A 16203-nucleotide genomic window follows, 5' to 3' on the forward strand; every position below is an offset into this window, starting at 1 on the left:
GGAACTCCGTGCGTTGACGTGAGGGCCGCAGGCGCCCTGCCCTGATGTTCCGGCCAGGCCGCGATCAAAGCATTATCGTTCTAATCTGAGCAAAGAGACCGTCTGCCACCCCCAAGTCAAGCTGCCGGATCAGCCACGGTGACGCGGTTAGGTCACGATCGTTGTCATATGTTGCCGGATGTCGCCTCGGCTGCTCCGCTATGCCGCGGTGGTGTCGAGGCGGGTGGTGCCGTCATCCAGAAAACCGCCCGACTGACGCGCCCACAGGCCGGCATAGACGCCGCCCCGGGCGACGAGTTCGGCATGGGTGCCCTCCTCGACGATTCGGCCGCGGTCGATCACCACCAGGCGGTCCAGGGCCGCGATGGTCGACAACCGGTGGGCGATCGCCACCACGGTCTTGCCAGCCATCAGCGTGTCGAGGGAATCCTGGATCGCCGCCTCGACCTGACTGTCGAGGGCCGAGGTCGCCTCGTCGAGAATCAGGATCGGCGCGTCCTTGAGCATCACCCGGGCGATGGCGATGCGCTGGCGCTGGCCGCCGGACAGCTTGACCCCGCGCTCGCCGACCTGGGCGTCGTAGCCCCGGCGGCCCTTGTGGTCGACGAGGTCGGCGATGAACCCGTCCGCATGGGCCAGCCGGGCGGCGCGCTCGATCTGCGCCTGCGTGGCGTTGGGGCGGCCGTAGCCGATATTCTCGCGGATCGATCGGTGCAGCAGGGAGGTGTCCTGGCTGACCATGGCGATCGCCTCGCGCAGCGATTGCTGGGTCACCGTGGCGATGTCCTGGCCGTCCACGTGGATGCGGCCGCTCTCGACCTCGTAGAGGCGCAGCAGCAGGCTCGCGAGAGTGGACTTGCCCGCGCCGCTGATTCCGACGAGCCCAACCTTCTCGCCGGGGCGGATCGTCAGGGTGAAGTCCTCGATCACGGTGGCGTCGCCGCGTCCGTAATGGAAGCCGACATTCTCGAACCGGATCTCGCCGCCGGCTACCACCAGTTCGCGGGCGTCCGGCGTATCGACCAGCGCATGTGGGCGCGCCATGGTCTGCATGCTCTCCTGGATCACGCCGACATTCTCGAACACGCCGCGGACGGTCTGCATCACCCAGCCTGACATGGCGAGAAGCCGCAGGATCAGGGCGAGGCCGGCCGAGGCTTCACCGGTGGTCATCCCACCGCTCCGCCAGAGGATCAGGCAGGCGGCGCCAGTCGCGATCAGCAGCGTGCTGTTGAGGATCCCAAGAAGGCTGGTCGTCAGCGTCACCAGCCGGAACTGGTACAGGTAGGCGTCGGTGTGGACCTCGACCGCGTCGCGCACCGTCGCCCGCTCCTCGCGGTCCCGGGCGAACAGCTTCACGGTCAGGATGTTGGTGTAGCTGTCGACGATGCGGCCGATCAGCACCGAGCGGGTGTCGGCGGTCTTGTGAGAGCGGGCGCGGGCCCGAGGCACGAACCACGTCGTCAGGGCGGCATAGGCGCCGATCCAGATCAGCACCGGCAGGGCGAGCCAGGGCGAGATCGAGCCGAACAGGCCGACCGCGGTCACGGCGTAGATCGCCACGTAGAGCAGCGTGTCGATGAACACGACGGCGAGTTCCCGCACCGCGGGGCCGACCTGCACGACCCGGTTGGCGAGGCGACCGGAGAAGTCGCCCTGGAAATACGAGAGCGCATGCCCGAGGGTGTAGAGATGCGCCCGCCAGCGGATCTGGCTGGTGGATTGCGGCACGATCAGCTGGTTGGACAGCAGCTCGTGCAGCCAGATCGTGATCGGCCGCACCACCCCGACCAGCAGCAGCACCAAGCCCAACCCGACCGCGTGGTCCGACAGCACGGTGGCCCGGTCGGCCGTGGCGAGCAGGTCGATGAACCAGCGCATCACCAGGTAGAGCGAGGCCTCCACCGTCCCGGCGATCACCGCGATGACGAACAGGGCCACCAGGGCGGCGCGGATCGGGTGCAGGTAGAACCAGGCGAAACCCAGGACTGTCCGCGGCGGGGTGCGCGTCTCGTCGAAGGGCGCGAACGGATCGACCCGGCGCTCAAGCCAATTCAAAACCATGTCTTTGGGGGCGCACCGCTACGGGAAGCCCACATGTAAGCATGGGCCGCCGCCCGCCAAGCGCGCGCGGTCGTCGCGGCGCCGGCTTCGCCGAAAAGATTCCCTATTCAGGATCCGCCTCTCGTCGCGAAGCCGGCGACCCGGCCGGACCCGCGGCCGGGCTCTACGCGATCAGCGCACCAGGGCGAGCGTGGCGCCCGACTTGGTCAGCGCGCCGTCCAGCGATCCGCCGCCTTGGCGCAGACGCGCCGCCACGGTGCCGCCGGGCTGGTAGAGATAGACCTCGCCATCGCGGAAATCCCAGGCCGAGACCCGGGCGAGGTCCTTGTTGGGGCAGCCGGAGGCCGAAGCCTTGTACAGGTCGAGGGCCGGCGCGCTCGACAGAGTGACTTTGCAGCTCGCGCCGGTGGCGTCCTTGGCGTCCCAGCTGCCGACCACCGAGGCGCGGCCGCTCGTGACCACCGGCGGCGGCGGCGCGGGCGGCGCCACCGGCTCGGCGATGACGGTGGGCGTGTTGGGTGCCGCATTGGCCTGGGCACCGGGTGGCGGCGGCGCGTCGGGGCTCGCGGTCGCGCCGGGCGGCGGCGCGAGCGGCGCCGCGGTCACGGTCCCCGACGGGACCGCCTGGACCGCGTCGAGGGACGCCTGCGAGGGCGCCCGGCCCCGCGGGCTTTCCAGACGGGTCGTGGCACAGGCACCCAGGGTGGCGCTCAGGCAAAGGGCAGCGAAGGTCGGCAGGCTCGGGCGCAGCATCGGACCACTTCGGATCAGGCTTGGGATAGCGCGCAATGACGCTTCGCCCCTGACTCGGTGCCAAATGCGCTGACCGCAAGGCGGCTGTCCCGGCCGCCGCCGACTCCGCTGCGGAGGAGCCGCCTTTTCGCCCCGGTGTGGCCGGCGCGCCTCACCGTCCCGCGGTCAGACCACCCGCTCGACCATCATCTTCTTGATCTCGGCGATCGCCTTGGCCGGGTTCAAGTTCTTCGGGCAGGTGTTGGCGCAGTTCATGATCGTGTGGCAGCGGTAGAGCCGGAACGGATCGTGCAGAGAGTCGAGCCGGTCGCCGGTGTTCTCGTCGCGCGAATCGATCAGCCAGCGATAGGCCTGGAGCAGGGCCGCCGGGCCGAGGAACTTGTCGCCGTTCCACCAGTAGCTCGGGCACGACGTGCTGCAGCACGCGCACAGGATGCACTCGTACAGGCCGTCGAGCTTCGATCGGTCCTCGGGGGTCTGGCGCCACTCCTTCTCGGGGGCCGGTGTCTCGGTCTGGAGCCAGGGCTCGATGGCGGCGTGCTGGGCGTAGAAGTTGGTCAGGTCCGGGACCAGATCCTTCAGCACCGGCATGTGCGGCAGCGGGTAGATCCGGACCGCGCCGTCCTTGTCCTTGCGGGTGAGGACCGGCAGGGCGTTGTCCGGGCTCTTGCACTCGTCGATGCCCATCGTGCAGGCGAGCGCGTTCTGGCCCTCGATGTTCATGGCGCAGGAGCCGCAGATGCCCTCGCGGCAGGAGCGGCGGAAGACCAGCGTCGAGTCGACCTTATTCTTGATCCACAAAAGCGCGTCGAGGACCATCGGGCCGCAATCGTCCCGGTCGACCTGATAGGTGTCGATCCGCGGATTGGCCCCGTCATCCGGGTTCCAGCGGTAGATCTTGAAGGTCTGCAGGTTCTTGGCGCCGGGCGGCGGGGCCCAGGTGCGACCCGGGGTGATCTGGGAGTTTTTCGGAAGGTTGAACTGGGCCATAAGTCTTATCCGTCGATGGCGATCGTGCCCAAACCGGGCCGCAGGCGGGTTTGGCCCGGTTCGATCGTGAGGATTGCGCCGCCAACCAGAGCTTCACCGGCCGCGGCGATGGATTGGAGAACCGAAGTGCCGACCACCAACGGGTCGGTGTTGTCGAGCCGTAGCTGCACGACGCTGGGCGCCTTCAGCCCGCGGGTCGCGACTGCGGCACCGAAGTCCAGATCGGCCGTGAAGACAGTCCGATCATCCTCGGCCGCCCAGATGAGGATATCGTCGTCGAGGGCGTCGACGGCTCCGACGTTCCGCCAATGTACGGCGGAGTGACCCTGCTCGGTCAGGAGTTGTGCCCATTCCGGCGACAGGTTCACATCGACGACGAATCTCACGCCGCCTCCTCCGATGTCACGGCAGAGGTGGTGATCGCGCGTTCCGAGGCGAGCCAAGCCGCATAACGGATAGCTTCGAGCACATCCTCCCGATCGATATACGGGTACATCTCGAGGAGCCGTTCCATCGTGACACCAGCCCCAAGGTTGCCGAGGATCATGGAGGCGGTGACGCGCATCCCACGGATACAGGCTTTCCCGCCCATCACCCGTGGATCGACGGTGATGCGGGAGAAGCCGGTGATGCGCCGTGTCGTGTCGCTCATGACGATCGCTCCTCGCTCGGATGTTAGTACACCCGCGCCTTCGGCTCGATGTACTGGATCTCATTCGACATCGTGTAGGTGTGCACCGGCCGGTAATCGATGTTGACTTGGTGCCGGCCCTCGTCGAGCCAGGAGAGGGTGTGCTTCATCCACTCCTTGTCGTTGCGGTCCGGAAAATCTTCGCGGGCGTGAGCGCCGCGGGATTCCTTACGGTTGGCGGCCGATTCCATCGTCACCACCGCCTGGCCGATCAGGTTGTCGAACTCCAGGGTCTCCAGGAGGTCGGTATTCCAGACCAGCGACCGGTCGGTGATCTTCACGTCGGCGGCGGCGTTCCAGACCTTGTGGATCAGGCCCTTGCCCTCCTCCAGCACCTCGCCGGTGCGGAACACGGCGCAGTTGTTCTGCATCGTCTTCTGCATCTCGGCGCGCAGCTCCGCGGTCGGCGTCGAGCCGTTGGCGTTGCGGAAGCGGTCGAGGCGCTCGAGTGCCTTGTCGGTGGCGCCCTTGGGCAGTTCCTGGGCCCGGCCGTTCGGCTCGACGATCTCGGCGCAGCGCTTGCCGGCGGCGCGGCCGAACACCACGAGGTCGATCAGCGAGTTGGAGCCGAGGCGGTTGGCGCCGTGGACCGAGACGCAGGCCGCCTCGCCGATCGCCATCAGGCCAGGCACCACCGTGTCGGGGTTGCCATCGCGCAGCGTCAGCACCTCGCCGTGATAGTTCGTGGGGATGCCGCCCATGTTGTAGTGCACGGTCGGGATGACCGGGATCGGCTCCTTGGTCACGTCGACGCCCGCGAAGATCTTTGCGGATTCCGAGATGCCGGGCAGGCGCTCGTGCAGGATCTTCGGGTCGAGGTGGTCGAGGTGCAGGTAGATGTGGTCCTTGTTCTTGCCGACGCCGCGGCCGTCGCGGATCTCCATGGTCATGGAGCGCGAGACCACGTCACGCGAGGCGAGATCCTTCGCCGAGGGGGCGTAGCGCTCCATGAAGCGCTCGCCCTCGGAGTTGGTCAGGTAGCCGCCCTCGCCGCGTGAGCCTTCGGTGATCAAGCAGCCCGCGCCGTAGATGCCGGTCGGGTGGAACTGCACGAACTCCATGTCCTGGAGCGGCAGGCCGGCGCGCAGCACCATGGCGTTGCCGTCACCCGTGCAGGTATGGGCCGAGGTCGCCGAGAAGTAGGCGCGGCCGTAGCCGCCGGTGGCCAGGATGGTCTGCTGAGCGCGGAACCGGTGGATCTCGCCGGTGGCCTGGTCGAGGGCGATGACGCCGCGGCAGCGGCCGTCCTCGTCCATGATCAGGTCGAGGGCGAAGTACTCGATGAAGAAGTCGGTCTGGTTCTTCACCGCCTGCCCGTAGAGGGTGTGCAGCATGGCGTGGCCGGTGCGGTCGGCCGCCGCGCAGGTCCGCTGGGCGGTGCCCTTGCCGTAATCGGTGGTCATGCCGCCGAACGGCCGTTGGTAGATTTTCCCCTCTTCCGTCCGGGAGAAGGGCACGCCCCAGTGTTCCAGCTCATAGACGGCGGCGGGGGCGTTGCGGACGAGGTACTCGATCGCGTCCTGGTCGCCGAGCCAGTCCGACCCCTTCACGGTGTCGTACATGTGCCAGCGCCAATCGTCCGGCCCCATATTGCCGAGCGAGGCCGAGATGCCGCCCTGCGCCGCCACGGTGTGCGAGCGGGTCGGGAACACCTTGGTGATGCAGGCGGTGCGCAGGCCGGCCTCCGAGCAGCCGACCGTGGCGCGCAGGCCCGCGCCGCCGGCGCCGACGATCACGACGTCGAAGGCGTGGTCGTGAATGGTGTAGGCAGGCCCGCTGCCGTTGGTGCCGTTGGCGGCCATGATCGGCTCCTCGAAATGCGTGATGGCGGGGTTCAGGCCGGCTGTCCGAAGCCGATGCGCAGGACCGCGTAGAGGCAGGCCACGGCCACCAGGACCGCGTAGGCGTTGTTGGCGAACACCGCGGCGATCTTCGTGCCCTGGCCGTGCACGTAATCCTCGATGACCACCTGCATGCCGATCCGCATGTGGATCGTCACCGACAGGAGCGCCAGGATCAGGATGATCGAGACCAGGGGCTTGGCGATCAGGTGCGTCGCTTCGACGTAGCCCCGGCCGGCCATGCTGGCGACGATCACCACGAAGGCCAGCATCAGGACGACGTTCGCCGCCGCGGTCACCCGCTGCTGCCACCAATGGCCGGCGCCGTGATGGGCGACGCCGAGGCCGCGGACGCGGGCCCGCGGGGTGCGGATGGAGACGCGGGTGTCCTGGCGGATCTCTTCCTTAGCCATGCCGGCCTCCCCTCAGCGGACCAGAAGGGCGACCGCCCAGATGACGACGGTGAGCGCGACGGACCCGATCAGGGTCATGCGCGCCATGCTCAGGCGCTTCTCCCGGTCGAACCCGACACCGGTATCCCATACCAGATGGCGCAGGCCGCCGAGCATGTGGTGCATCAGCACCCAGGTGTAGGCGAACAAGATCAGCCGGCCGATCAGCGAGCCGAAGAACCAGGCGACGTAGGAATAGGCGACCGGTCCTGAAGCAAGCGCCACGAGCCAGATCGCCACCAAGGCAGTGCCTCCGTAAAGCGCGATGCCGGTAAGACGGTGAAACACCGACATCGCCATCGTCCAGGTCAGGCGATAGATCTGGAGATGCGGTGAAAGCGGCTGTGCCACGGTCGGGCGGGCGGTGGGTGCCATTGGGTTGAAGCCTCGCAGCTGCGAACTGGACCGTCTCTAATCTGGTGGTAGCGCTAGTGCCTGCGGGCGCAAGCCGCAATGTGTCATGCTGCGCCGCACAGTGGGGCGCGTGTTGATAGCGCGGCGGATCTGTCACTTGAGTTGGCCCAGCAAGCGCCACCAGGCGTAATCGAGGGGCGCCGCGATCACGAGCGAGGCCAGGCCGAAGGCCAGGGTGAGTCGCGTCGCGTCCCGCAGGCGCACGCCGCCGAGCTCGCTGGCGAACACGATCGGCGGTGCCTGGTAGGGGAAGAACAAGGTCGAATAGCCGATCACCTGGATCGAGACGACGGCCAGGGGCGAGAGGCCGCTGGCATTCGTCATCTCGCCCGCGAGCGCCGTGTACAAAGCCGGTGCGCCGTTGGCGGTGACCAGCAGCGTCAGAAGCGTGCTGATCCCGGTGAGCACCGCGAAGTTCTGGGTCGGCGCGTCGGGGCTGAGCGGCGCCACCGCGAGCAGCCCATGGCCGAGCCGCGCCCCGAGCCCGGTCTCGTTGACCAGGGCCACGAGGCCGAGCAGGGCCGCGATGTAGAAGCAGGTCCGCAGGTTCACCTGCTGGAACGCTTCCGGAGGCAGCACGCCGACCCGCGGCAACAGGCAGATCACCGCGGCGGCGAGCCCGACCCAGGCCGGGGCGAGCCCGTGCAGGCTGTCGGTCATCCAGAGGGCCAGGGTGCAGGCCAGGATCACTGCGAGGCGCCGCTCGGCGGCCGAGACCGGCGGCAGGATCGGCAGGGCCTGGGCGTCGGGGCTGAGCCGGTCTGGGAACAGGCGCACGATCAGCGCCACCAGCATCACGCCCTTCACCAGGGCCAGAACCGGTGCGTGCAGGACGAAATAGGACAGGTAGGAGAGGTGCAGGCCGAGCACCTGCTCGGCCGAGCCGGCCATGACCAGGTTCGGCACGTTGGCCGGCAGGATCGCCGCGGACAGGATCGGGGTCGCCACGCCCACCGCCAGGACCGCGCCGGTCCGTCCCGGACGGCCGCGCGCCAGACCGAAGCCGTCGCAGAGCGCCAGCGTCACCGGGATCATCAGGGCGATCCGGCCCAGGTTCGACGGCATCACGAAGGCGATGAGGAAGCTCAAGGTCACGAGGCCGGCGATGAAATGCGCGTAGGAATCCGACAGGCGCGTGGCTAGCGCCCGGGCCATGCGTGCGCCGAGACCGGTTCGGGTCATGCCCTGGCCCACCACCATGCCGGACAGGACCAGCCAGAAGGCCGAGGCCGAGAAGCCGGAAAAGACCGTCGCCGGGTTGCCGAGACGCAGCAGCATCGCCAGCCCGAAGAAGGCGAGCGCCGTCACGATCTCCGGCAGCAGGGCCGTCGCCCAGAGGCCCATGCACAGGACCAGCAGGGCGGCTGTCGCCGGAACAATCGCCTCCCCGCTCATCCGACCCTCCCACGCCGCGACCTGACGCGGGCATGGGCCGGTTTGGAACGGTTCGCAATTCGGGAGTCTGCGACATAGCCTTCGCGTGGGACGAAGGCTGACGAGGCCGGGAGACTGAACCAGACGAGAAAAAGCCCGGCCATTGCTGACCGGGCTTTTTCATCGAGATGCCGTTTTGGACGGTGCGGCGCTCAGTAGCCGTAGCCGTAGGTGCCGCAATAGGCCGGATCGTAGCCGTAGCCATATCCGCCGGCGCAGCTATCGTCGTAGCCGTAGCCGAACCCGCTCAGGCCGTAGCCGACACCCAACCCGAGGCCGACGCCCGCCAGGCCGTAACCCAGGCCGCGTCCGTACCCGCCGCCATAGCCACGCCCGTAATAGCCGCGATTCGCGTAGCCACGACCCGCGAAGCCGCGGTTTCCGATCACGCCGCGCCCGCCATAGACGGAGCCGCCGCGCTGGAAACCGCCGCCGCCGAAGCCCCGGCCGCCAGTGATCCCCGGTGCGCCGACACCCGCGCCGCGGAACCCGCCGCCACCCAGGCCGGCGCCGCGGAAACCGCCACCGCCAAGTCCGCCACCGCCAAGTCCGCCACCACCGAGTCCACCGCCCCGGAACCCACCGCCGCCGAAGCCGCCGCCATGGAAACCGCCGCCGCCGCCGTGAAAGCCACCGCCGCCGCCGAAGCCGCGGGCGTCGGCGCTCGCGGGAACGAAGGCGAAAGCCGCCAAGAGTGCAGTCGATGCGAGAGCAAAGCGCTTCATCGAAAAGTCCAATCCTTGAGAGGAGTATGACTTTTCAACGTCCCATAGATCCAACGTATCCACGTTCGATGATTGATGATGGCGTGTCAGTCCGTCGCTGCTTGGCAGTTCAGCACCGAAGGCGGCGAAAGCTGGGCCGTATTCACGAGTGAACGCACTTTACCGGAACGGCGGCTCGTCGAAGCTGCGCAGCTTGCGCGAATGCAGCCCGTGCCGGTCGGCGCGGAGGGCGTCGAGGGCCGCCAGCCCGACCCGCAGGTGCTCGGAGACCGCCCGGTCATAGAAGGCATTGGCGGCGCCGGGCAGCTTGATCTCGCCGTGGAGCGGCTTGTCGGAGACGCAGAGCAGCGCGCCGTAGGGCACGCGCAGGCGGAAGCCTTGGGCCGCCACGGTACCGCTCTCCATGTCGACCGCGATGGCGCGCGACTGGTTGATCCGCCGCCGCTCCTGGCTGAACCGCAATTCCCAGTTGCGGTCGTCGTAGGTGACGACCGTTCCGGTGCGCAGGCGGCGCTTGAGCGCGTCGGCCTGTTCGCCGGTCACCAAGGCGGCAGCGCTCTGAAGCGCGACCTGCACCTCGGCGAGCGCCGGCACCGGCACGTCCGGCGGCACCAGCTCATCGAGGATCCGGTCCCGGCGCAGATAGGCGTGGGCGAGCACGTAGTCGCCGATGGTCTGCGACTGCCGCAGGCCGCCGCAATGGCCGACCATCAGCCAGCAATCCGGGCGCAGCACCGCGAGATGGTCGGTGATCGTCTTCGCGTTCGAGGGTCCGACGCCGATATTGACCAGGGTCGTGCCCTGCATGGTCCCGTCCGCCCCCCGGGCGACGAGGTGATAGGCCGGCATCTGGTGGCGGTGCCAGGGCGAGGCCGCGATCACCGCGGCGGGATCGGCCGTGGCGGCCTCCGCCCGGCTCACCGAGAGGCCACCGGGCAGGACCAGCCGCTCGAAGCCTTCTTCGCCCGACGCCAGCCGCTCCAGCCCGTGGCGGACGAACTGGTCGACGTAGCGGTGATAGTTGGTCAGCAGGATCCAGGGCTGGACGTCGCGCCAGTCGCAGCCCGTGTAGTGGACCAGGCGGCGCAGGGAGTAATCGACCCGCACCGCATCGAACAGGGCCAGCGGCAGCGGCTCGCCGTCGATCAGGTCGAAGGTGCCGTCGGCGATCTCGTCGCCCACTAGCGACAAGAGCGGGACGGGGAAGTAGGTGGCGAGTTCCGCGCCGTCGACGGCACGCCCGCCGGCATCGAGCCCCGCCTCCAGCACGTAGGGATAGGGAATCTCCTGGGCGCTCAGGCCGACCTCGATCTGGATGCCGTAATCGTCGATCAGCGGCTGCAATTGCCGGGTGAGATAATCGCGGAAGAAGGCCGGGTGCGTCACCGTGGTGGCGTAGGTCCCGGCGGCCTGGAGCTTGGCGGTGGCGCGGCGCACCCGCGGCAGCGGCCCGGCGGCGCGGTAGCTGATCCGCAATTCGGGATAGCGGAAGGCGAGGCGCTCGGTGGCGTCCGGCGGCGGGCCGCCCGCGAGGTAGCGCTCCAGCGCCTGCCGCAGGGCGCCGGCCGCGCCGTCGTAGAGCTCGACCAGCCGGTCGACCGCGCTGCCCGCATCCGCGACGGCCTGCATCGGCCGCAATTCCCGCTCGATCATGAAGCCTCCCGTCCTGGGCTCGGCTCTACACCGGCCCGACCGGGCGCGCGACCCGGGCGTAGGACCTGGGCTTGCGGCCGGACGGCTCTTGCCCGAGAACCGGCGCGGGATGCGAGGGCGCGGAGGTTCCTTGAGCGCGGACGAGTTCGGGATTCGTCCCGGCGAGGAAATGGCGGCCCTGCCCGCCGACTTCGACGCCGGCCTCCACTTCATCGGCCGGCTGCGCACGCCCTGGCAGACGCGCCGGGACTGCCCGAAGAACGGCCTGCAGACTGATGACATCTGTACCGTCGAAGTCGACTCGGCTTACCGGCCCGGCCTGCGCACCATCACGGGCTGCACGCACCTGATCCTGCTCTACTGGATGGACCAGGCGACCCGCGGCCTCGTGGTGCAGCAGCCGCGCCACGCCGATGGGCCGCGCGGCACCTTCGCGCTGCGCTCCCCAGCCCGCCCGAATCCGATCGCCCTCTCGGTGGTCGAGCTGATCGAGCGCGCGGGTGACACCCTGAGGGTGCGGGGCCTCGATTGCCTCGACGGCACACCCCTCCTCGACATCAAACCCTATTACGCGTCGACCGATTCGCGTCCCGAGGCACGCGTCGATCGCGCCGGCGCCGAGCCGTGAGGCGACGGCTCTTCGCGGTCCTCGCCGTCCCGGCCCTGCTGGCGCTCGGAGGGCTCGCGGGCTGGTCCCTGCACAGGCCCGCCGCCGATGCCCGCGCCTACGCGGTGATGCGCGGCATCGCCGTCCAGGTCAGCCTGGACGAAGCGCCGCCCGATTACGTCTTCTGGGCCGGCGATTCCCAGGTGGAGTTGCAGCCCGGGAGTCAGCGACCGTGCGGCGTAGACTTCGTCAACGGCGGCTTCAGCGGCGCCACCGCCGCCGCCTATCTCGATCACCTCTCCGGCCTGACGTTCCGGCACAGGCCGAAAGCGGCCGCTGTGACGATCGGGACCAACGACATCCTGCTGAAGAACACTCCGCGCTCGGCCGAGGCGGCCGCGCGGTTCGAGGCGACCGTGGAGGCGATCGTGAAGCGGCTCCAGGCCGTGAGCCCGCGCGTGGTCGTCACCGCCCTCCCCCCGATCGGCCGCGAGAGCAGCCGCTTCCTCGATGCCGCTGCCGTGCCGGATTATTCGCAGCGTCTGCGCGCCCTGTGCGCCCGCCTGACCTGCACCTTCGCGGACCCGTTCGCGTCGCTCCGGGACGGCGAGACCGGCTACGCCAAGCCCGGCACTCTGCGCGACGGCCTGCACCTCGCGGCCTACCGGCCGGCCATGGCGGCCCTGGAGCCGGTTCTCTGCGCGCCGTGAGCAATCCGTGCGGAAGGCGCTTCGTATGACGCTTGGTGCGCAATCGCCTTTGCGTGCCTGCTAAAAGTCATGGCGCTTCTGCTGCCCCCTCCGCTCCTACGGATCGGCCACCCTCACCGTCATTGCGAGCAAAGCGAAGCAACCCAGGGCAGCGCGACCTTTGAAACCGTGGCGCCACACTGGGTTGCTTCGCTGCGCTCGCAATGACGGAGTGGAGAAGTGATGACGGCGCGAACCTTCAACCTTTGATAAGCGACACCGCGTGCTCGAAGTCTATCTAACCGGTCTCTCCGTCAGCGGCGGCTTGATCCTCGCCATCGGCGCGCAGAACGCGTTCGTGCTTCGGCAAGGCTTGCGCGGCGAGCATGTCGCGCTCGTCTGCGCCACCTGCGCGGCCTCCGACGCGCTCCTGATCCTGGTGGGCATCACCAGCTTCAGGAGCATCGTGGTCCTCGCCCCCTGGCTGCGGCCCGCGATGCTGTATGCCGGCGCGGCCTTCCTGATCTGGTATGGGGCCCGCAGCCTGCGGTCGGCCTTGGCGGCCACGGAGGCGCTGCAACCCGCCCCGGGATCCGCCGCCGGCCTCGGGCGGACCCTCGCCACCTGTCTCGCGCTGACATGGCTCAACCCGCACGTCTATCTCGACACGCTCCTGCTGATCGGCTCGATCTCGACGCGCTTCCCGGGCCAGGAACCCGCTTTCGCGGCCGGCGCGATGACGGCCTCGGTCGCGTTCTTCTTCTCGCTGGGCTACGGCGCCGCGATCCTCCGGCCCCTATTCGCCAAGCCGGCCGCGTGGCGCGTGCTCGAAGGCGTGATCGCGCTGACCATGTGGGTTCTTGCGGCCGAGCTGCTGTTGGATGGGCGGTAAGAGGCTGGCCGCAGCGTTTCCTCTGTTCAACCGGCCGGAGGGATTATAGCGATCGAGAACAGATTGGAGGCGGCCATGGGCAAGGTTCGGAAAGACCTCGTTCAGAACGATCACACGCGTCTAAGCGAACGCGGTTTGACTCGTTTCCAGGTCGTCGGCCGCGATGCAGATCGCGATTTGATACGGTCGCTTGCCAGACGATTGGCGGAGGACACGCCCGCAGCCTCCGCTTTGAGAGCGTCTGTCAGCGAGTCGATCGCCGGCGGGATTTCGGGCAAGGGCGGACTTCTATCGGCTCTTCGATGCTCGCCGTTTGTCGGTGCCGATCTCAATCTGACGCGGCCGCGCAAGCCTATTGATGCCGCGCAGCTTCAATCGCTGACGGCAGCGATGCCGCCCCAACCCCAGAGCGCGGTCGATTGCGTGCGATCGATGCGGGACGGTGATCGCTACTGATGCGCTTCCCGGAATCATTGCTGACCGGTTCGCGACCCTCGCCCGTCACTCCCACTCGATCGTACCCGGCGGCTTCGAGGTGATGTCGTAGGTCACCCGGTTGATGCCCTTCACCTCGTTGATGATCCGGGTCGCGACCCGGCCCAGGAAGGCCATGTCGAACGGGTAGAAATCGGCGGTCATGCCGTCCACCGAGGTGACGGCGCGCAGCGCGCAGACGTGGTCGTAGGTGCGGCCGTCGCCCATCACGCCCACCGTCTTCACCGGCAGGATCACCGCGAAGGCCTGCCAGATCGTGTCGTAGAGGCCGGCTTGGCGGATCTCGTCGAGATAGATCGCGTCGGCCTTGCGCAGGGCCTCGAGCTTCTCCGTCGTGATCGTGCCGGGGCAGCGGATGGCGAGGCCCGGGCCCGGGAACGGGTGACGGCCGACGAAGGCGTCCGGCAGGCCGAGTTCCTTGCCCAGCACCCGGACCTCGTCCTTGAACAGTTCGCGGAGCGGCTCCACGAGCTTCATGTTCATGCGCTCGGGCAGGCCGCCGACATTGTGGTGGCTCTTGATCGTCACCGATGGGCCGCCGGTGAAGGACACGCTCTCGATCACGTCCGGATAGAGCGTGCCCTGCGCCAGGAACGCCGCCCCACCGATTTTTTTCGACTCCGCCTCGAACACATCGATGAACAGGCGGCCGATGGTCTTTCGTTTGACTTCCGGGTCGCTGACGCCCTCAAGCGCCGACAAGAACATCCCGCTCGCTTCCACGTGGACCAGCGGGATGTTGTAGTGGTCGCGGAACAGGGCCACGACCTGCTCGGCCTCGCCGAGGCGCAGCAGCCCGTGATCGACGAACACGCATGTGAGCTGGTCGCCGATCGCCTCGTGAATCAGCACCGCCGCGACGGCGGAATCGACGCCGCCCGACAGGCCGCAGATCACCTTCTCGGAGCCGACCTGCTCGCGGATCTTGGCGATCGCCTCCTCGCGATAGGCGCCCATGGTCCAGTCGCCGGAACAGCCGGCGATGTCGCGCACGAAGTTGCGGATTAGCAGGGCGCCGTGCGGGGTGTGGGCGACCTCGGGGTGGAACTGCACCGCGTAGTAGTTGCGGGCCTCGTCCGCCACGGCCGCGAACGGCGCGTTCTTGGAGATCGCCACCGTGGAGAAGCCGTCCGGCAGCTTGGTGACCCGGTCGCCGTGGCTCATCCAGACCGGGTAGCGCTCGCCCTTGTGCCAGACGCCGTTGAACAGCGGGCAATCGGCCAGGATCTCGACCTCGGCCCGGCCGAACTCGGCATGATGCCCACCCTCGACCGCGCCGCCGAGCTGGGCCGCCATGGTCTGCTGGCCGTAGCAGATCCCGAAGACCGGCACGCCCGAAGCGAAGACCGCTTGCGGCGCCCGGGGACTCGCCTCGACGGTCACCGATTCGGGGCCGCCGGACAGGATCACGCCCTTCGGCTTCTGCTCGCGGAACGCGGCCTCGGCCTTCGTGAAGGGGACGATCTCGCAATAGACCCCTTCTTCGCGCACCCGCCGGGCGATGAGCTGGGTCACCTGAGAGCCGAAATCGACGATCAGGATCTTGTCGTGGTCGGTGTTCATCGCGGGCGATTATCCGAAGGCCGGGGCGCACGCAACGCATGCGCCCGTCTCAGGCTGGGGATCGCCGCGCAAGGCGTGCGCCAACGGCGACTTGGTCAATCGAAGTTGCGGACCTTGGCCGAGCCGCCTAGGCTGATCGCGGGCTTGGCCGGCGCGCCCGCGAGGCTGACCTTCTTCTGGCCCGGCAGGGTCTTGGCGCGCAGCTCCGGCGCGACGGTCGGCGCCGGCTTGGCGGGCTTCAGATGCGCCTGTCCGTGGATCACCGAGCCGATCTCGCCCGCGACCCGGATCAAGTCCTCCCGGTCGCAGGACCGGGCGACCTTCAGGCCGAGCTTGTGCATGTGGCTCTTGCCGTAGAGGTAGGCGGCGAGCTGGGCGCGCTTCAGCGGTTGGATCTGCTCCAGGATCATCGGCAGGTCGAACTCGTCGGCCCGGTAGACCTCGCCCAGAACCTCGAGGCTCACGGGGCAATCGACTTCGGGCTCGGCGCCGCTGGTCGGATGCGATTGCGTCATGGTTGCCTCTCGGGAAGCGATGGATCGGAAGCTGGCCCGGATGCCCCGGAGCCGGGGTCGGTTTCAAGCCCTGACGGTGCCGTCAGGTCCGCAATCCTGGCCTGCGCGGGGCCAGGGGTCGCAGGCACCGGCGCGGCATCCGCCGGTTTCCAGGCGCCGAGGCAGCCGGTGCAGACGGATTCGATGACTGCGCGGGCATGGGCCTGACGACGCGCCCACAGGGCCTCGCGGGCGGTGCGGTCGCCCTCCGGCGTCGGCCGGATGCGGATGAACAGCGGCTCCTCCGCGAAGGCCGGCCCCGGCATGGCCGTCAGCAGCACGAGCAGCGCAAGGGCGAGAATGTTTGAGCCCGGAACCGGCTGCGCCGCGCGTGTCATGCCGCCTCGTCCCTCCGGCTGAGCCGATCCGGAGATCTCGCGCGTCAT

17 protein-coding genes and 1 pseudogene are annotated in these 16203 nt (G+C 68.5%); 4 read left to right on the plus strand and 14 right to left on the minus strand.

Annotated elements, in window-relative coordinates; all coding sequences use genetic code 11:
* Positions 1–198 precede the first annotated feature (198 nt).
* From MKK67_RS10525 to MKK67_RS10575, 11 genes are all read right to left on the minus strand, one after another.
* A complete protein-coding gene (locus MKK67_RS10525; protein WP_243963945.1) occupies positions 199–2064 on the minus strand; it encodes an ABC transporter ATP-binding protein in 1866 nt (621 codons plus the stop codon).
* Positions 2065–2235: 171 nt separating this feature from the next.
* Positions 2236–2817, minus strand: coding sequence for an AprI/Inh family metalloprotease inhibitor (locus MKK67_RS10530; protein WP_243963952.1), 582 nt, complete (start codon positions 2815–2817; stop codon positions 2236–2238).
* 165 nt (positions 2818–2982) lie between these two features.
* The gene (locus MKK67_RS10535) at positions 2983–3807 is read right to left on the minus strand and encodes a succinate dehydrogenase iron-sulfur subunit (protein WP_243946827.1); all 825 of its coding nucleotides are present in this window, start codon (positions 3805–3807) and stop codon (positions 2983–2985) included.
* Positions 3808–3812: 5 nt separating this feature from the next.
* A complete protein-coding gene (locus tag MKK67_RS10540) occupies positions 3813–4193 on the minus strand; it encodes a DUF5615 family PIN-like protein (protein WP_243963955.1) in 381 nt (126 codons plus the stop codon).
* Entirely contained in the window at positions 4190–4459 is a 270-nt protein-coding gene (locus MKK67_RS10545) for a DUF433 domain-containing protein (RefSeq protein WP_243963963.1), read from the minus strand. Before MKK67_RS10545 ends, MKK67_RS10540 begins: the two co-directional genes overlap by 4 nt.
* Before the next feature lie 23 nt (positions 4460–4482).
* Positions 4483–6300 carry a succinate dehydrogenase flavoprotein subunit gene (gene sdhA, locus MKK67_RS10550; protein WP_243963979.1) on the minus strand — a complete coding sequence of 606 codons (1818 nt, stop codon included), beginning with the start codon at positions 6298–6300 and terminating at the stop codon, positions 4483–4485.
* 32 nt (positions 6301–6332) lie between these two features.
* Entirely contained in the window at positions 6333–6752 is a 420-nt protein-coding gene (gene sdhD / locus MKK67_RS10555; RefSeq protein WP_007564302.1) for a succinate dehydrogenase, hydrophobic membrane anchor protein, read from the minus strand.
* A gap of 12 nt (positions 6753–6764) precedes the next feature.
* Positions 6765–7166 carry a succinate dehydrogenase, cytochrome b556 subunit gene (sdhC, locus tag MKK67_RS10560; protein ID WP_243963988.1) on the minus strand — a complete coding sequence of 134 codons (402 nt, stop codon included), beginning with the start codon at positions 7164–7166 and terminating at the stop codon, positions 6765–6767.
* 132 nt (positions 7167–7298) lie between these two features.
* The gene (locus MKK67_RS10565; RefSeq protein WP_243963990.1) at positions 7299–8600 is read right to left on the minus strand and encodes an SLC13 family permease; all 1302 of its coding nucleotides are present in this window, start codon (positions 8598–8600) and stop codon (positions 7299–7301) included.
* Between the two features lie 191 nt (positions 8601–8791).
* Entirely contained in the window at positions 8792–9364 is a 573-nt protein-coding gene (locus tag MKK67_RS10570; protein WP_243963992.1) for a hypothetical protein, read from the minus strand.
* A 159-nt stretch (positions 9365–9523) separates the two neighbouring features.
* Positions 9524–11017, minus strand: coding sequence for an AMP nucleosidase (locus MKK67_RS10575; protein ID WP_243964001.1), 1494 nt, complete (start codon positions 11015–11017; stop codon positions 9524–9526).
* A 109-nt stretch (positions 11018–11126) separates the two neighbouring features.
* On the opposite strand from MKK67_RS10575, the gene tsaA reads away from it, so the two are divergent.
* From tsaA to MKK67_RS32765, 4 genes and pseudogenes are all read left to right on the plus strand, one after another.
* A complete protein-coding gene (tsaA, locus tag MKK67_RS10580; RefSeq protein WP_243964010.1) occupies positions 11127–11645 on the plus strand; it encodes a tRNA (N6-threonylcarbamoyladenosine(37)-N6)-methyltransferase TrmO in 519 nt (172 codons plus the stop codon).
* Entirely contained in the window at positions 11642–12334 is a 693-nt protein-coding gene (locus MKK67_RS10585; protein ID WP_243964017.1) for an SGNH/GDSL hydrolase family protein, read from the plus strand. The genes tsaA and MKK67_RS10585 overlap by 4 nt, the downstream gene beginning before the upstream one ends.
* 262 nt (positions 12335–12596) lie before the next feature.
* Positions 12597–13205, plus strand: a complete 609-nt coding sequence (locus MKK67_RS10590; protein WP_243964019.1) for a LysE/ArgO family amino acid transporter — start codon at positions 12597–12599, stop codon at positions 13203–13205.
* A 333-nt stretch (positions 13206–13538) separates the two neighbouring features.
* Positions 13539–13661 (plus strand): annotated as a pseudogene (locus tag MKK67_RS32765) (type II toxin-antitoxin system prevent-host-death family antitoxin); the annotation flags it as partial.
* A 45-nt stretch (positions 13662–13706) separates the two neighbouring features.
* Here MKK67_RS32765 and guaA read toward each other — a convergent pair.
* The 3 genes from guaA to MKK67_RS10610 all read right to left on the minus strand — a co-directional run bounded on the left by guaA (position 13707) and on the right by MKK67_RS10610 (position 16203).
* Entirely contained in the window at positions 13707–15263 is a 1557-nt protein-coding gene (guaA, locus tag MKK67_RS10600) for a glutamine-hydrolyzing GMP synthase (RefSeq protein ID WP_243964026.1), read from the minus strand.
* Positions 15264–15358: 95 nt separating this feature from the next.
* Positions 15359–15778 carry a hypothetical protein gene (locus tag MKK67_RS10605; RefSeq protein ID WP_243964028.1) on the minus strand — a complete coding sequence of 140 codons (420 nt, stop codon included), beginning with the start codon at positions 15776–15778 and terminating at the stop codon, positions 15359–15361.
* The gene (locus tag MKK67_RS10610) at positions 15775–16203 is read right to left on the minus strand and encodes a hypothetical protein (protein ID WP_243964030.1); all 429 of its coding nucleotides are present in this window, start codon (positions 16201–16203) and stop codon (positions 15775–15777) included. Before MKK67_RS10610 ends, MKK67_RS10605 begins: the two co-directional genes overlap by 4 nt.

This window comes from Methylobacterium sp. J-072 (assembly GCF_022829425.1).
Taxonomy (GTDB): Bacteria; Pseudomonadota; Alphaproteobacteria; order Rhizobiales; family Beijerinckiaceae; genus Methylobacterium.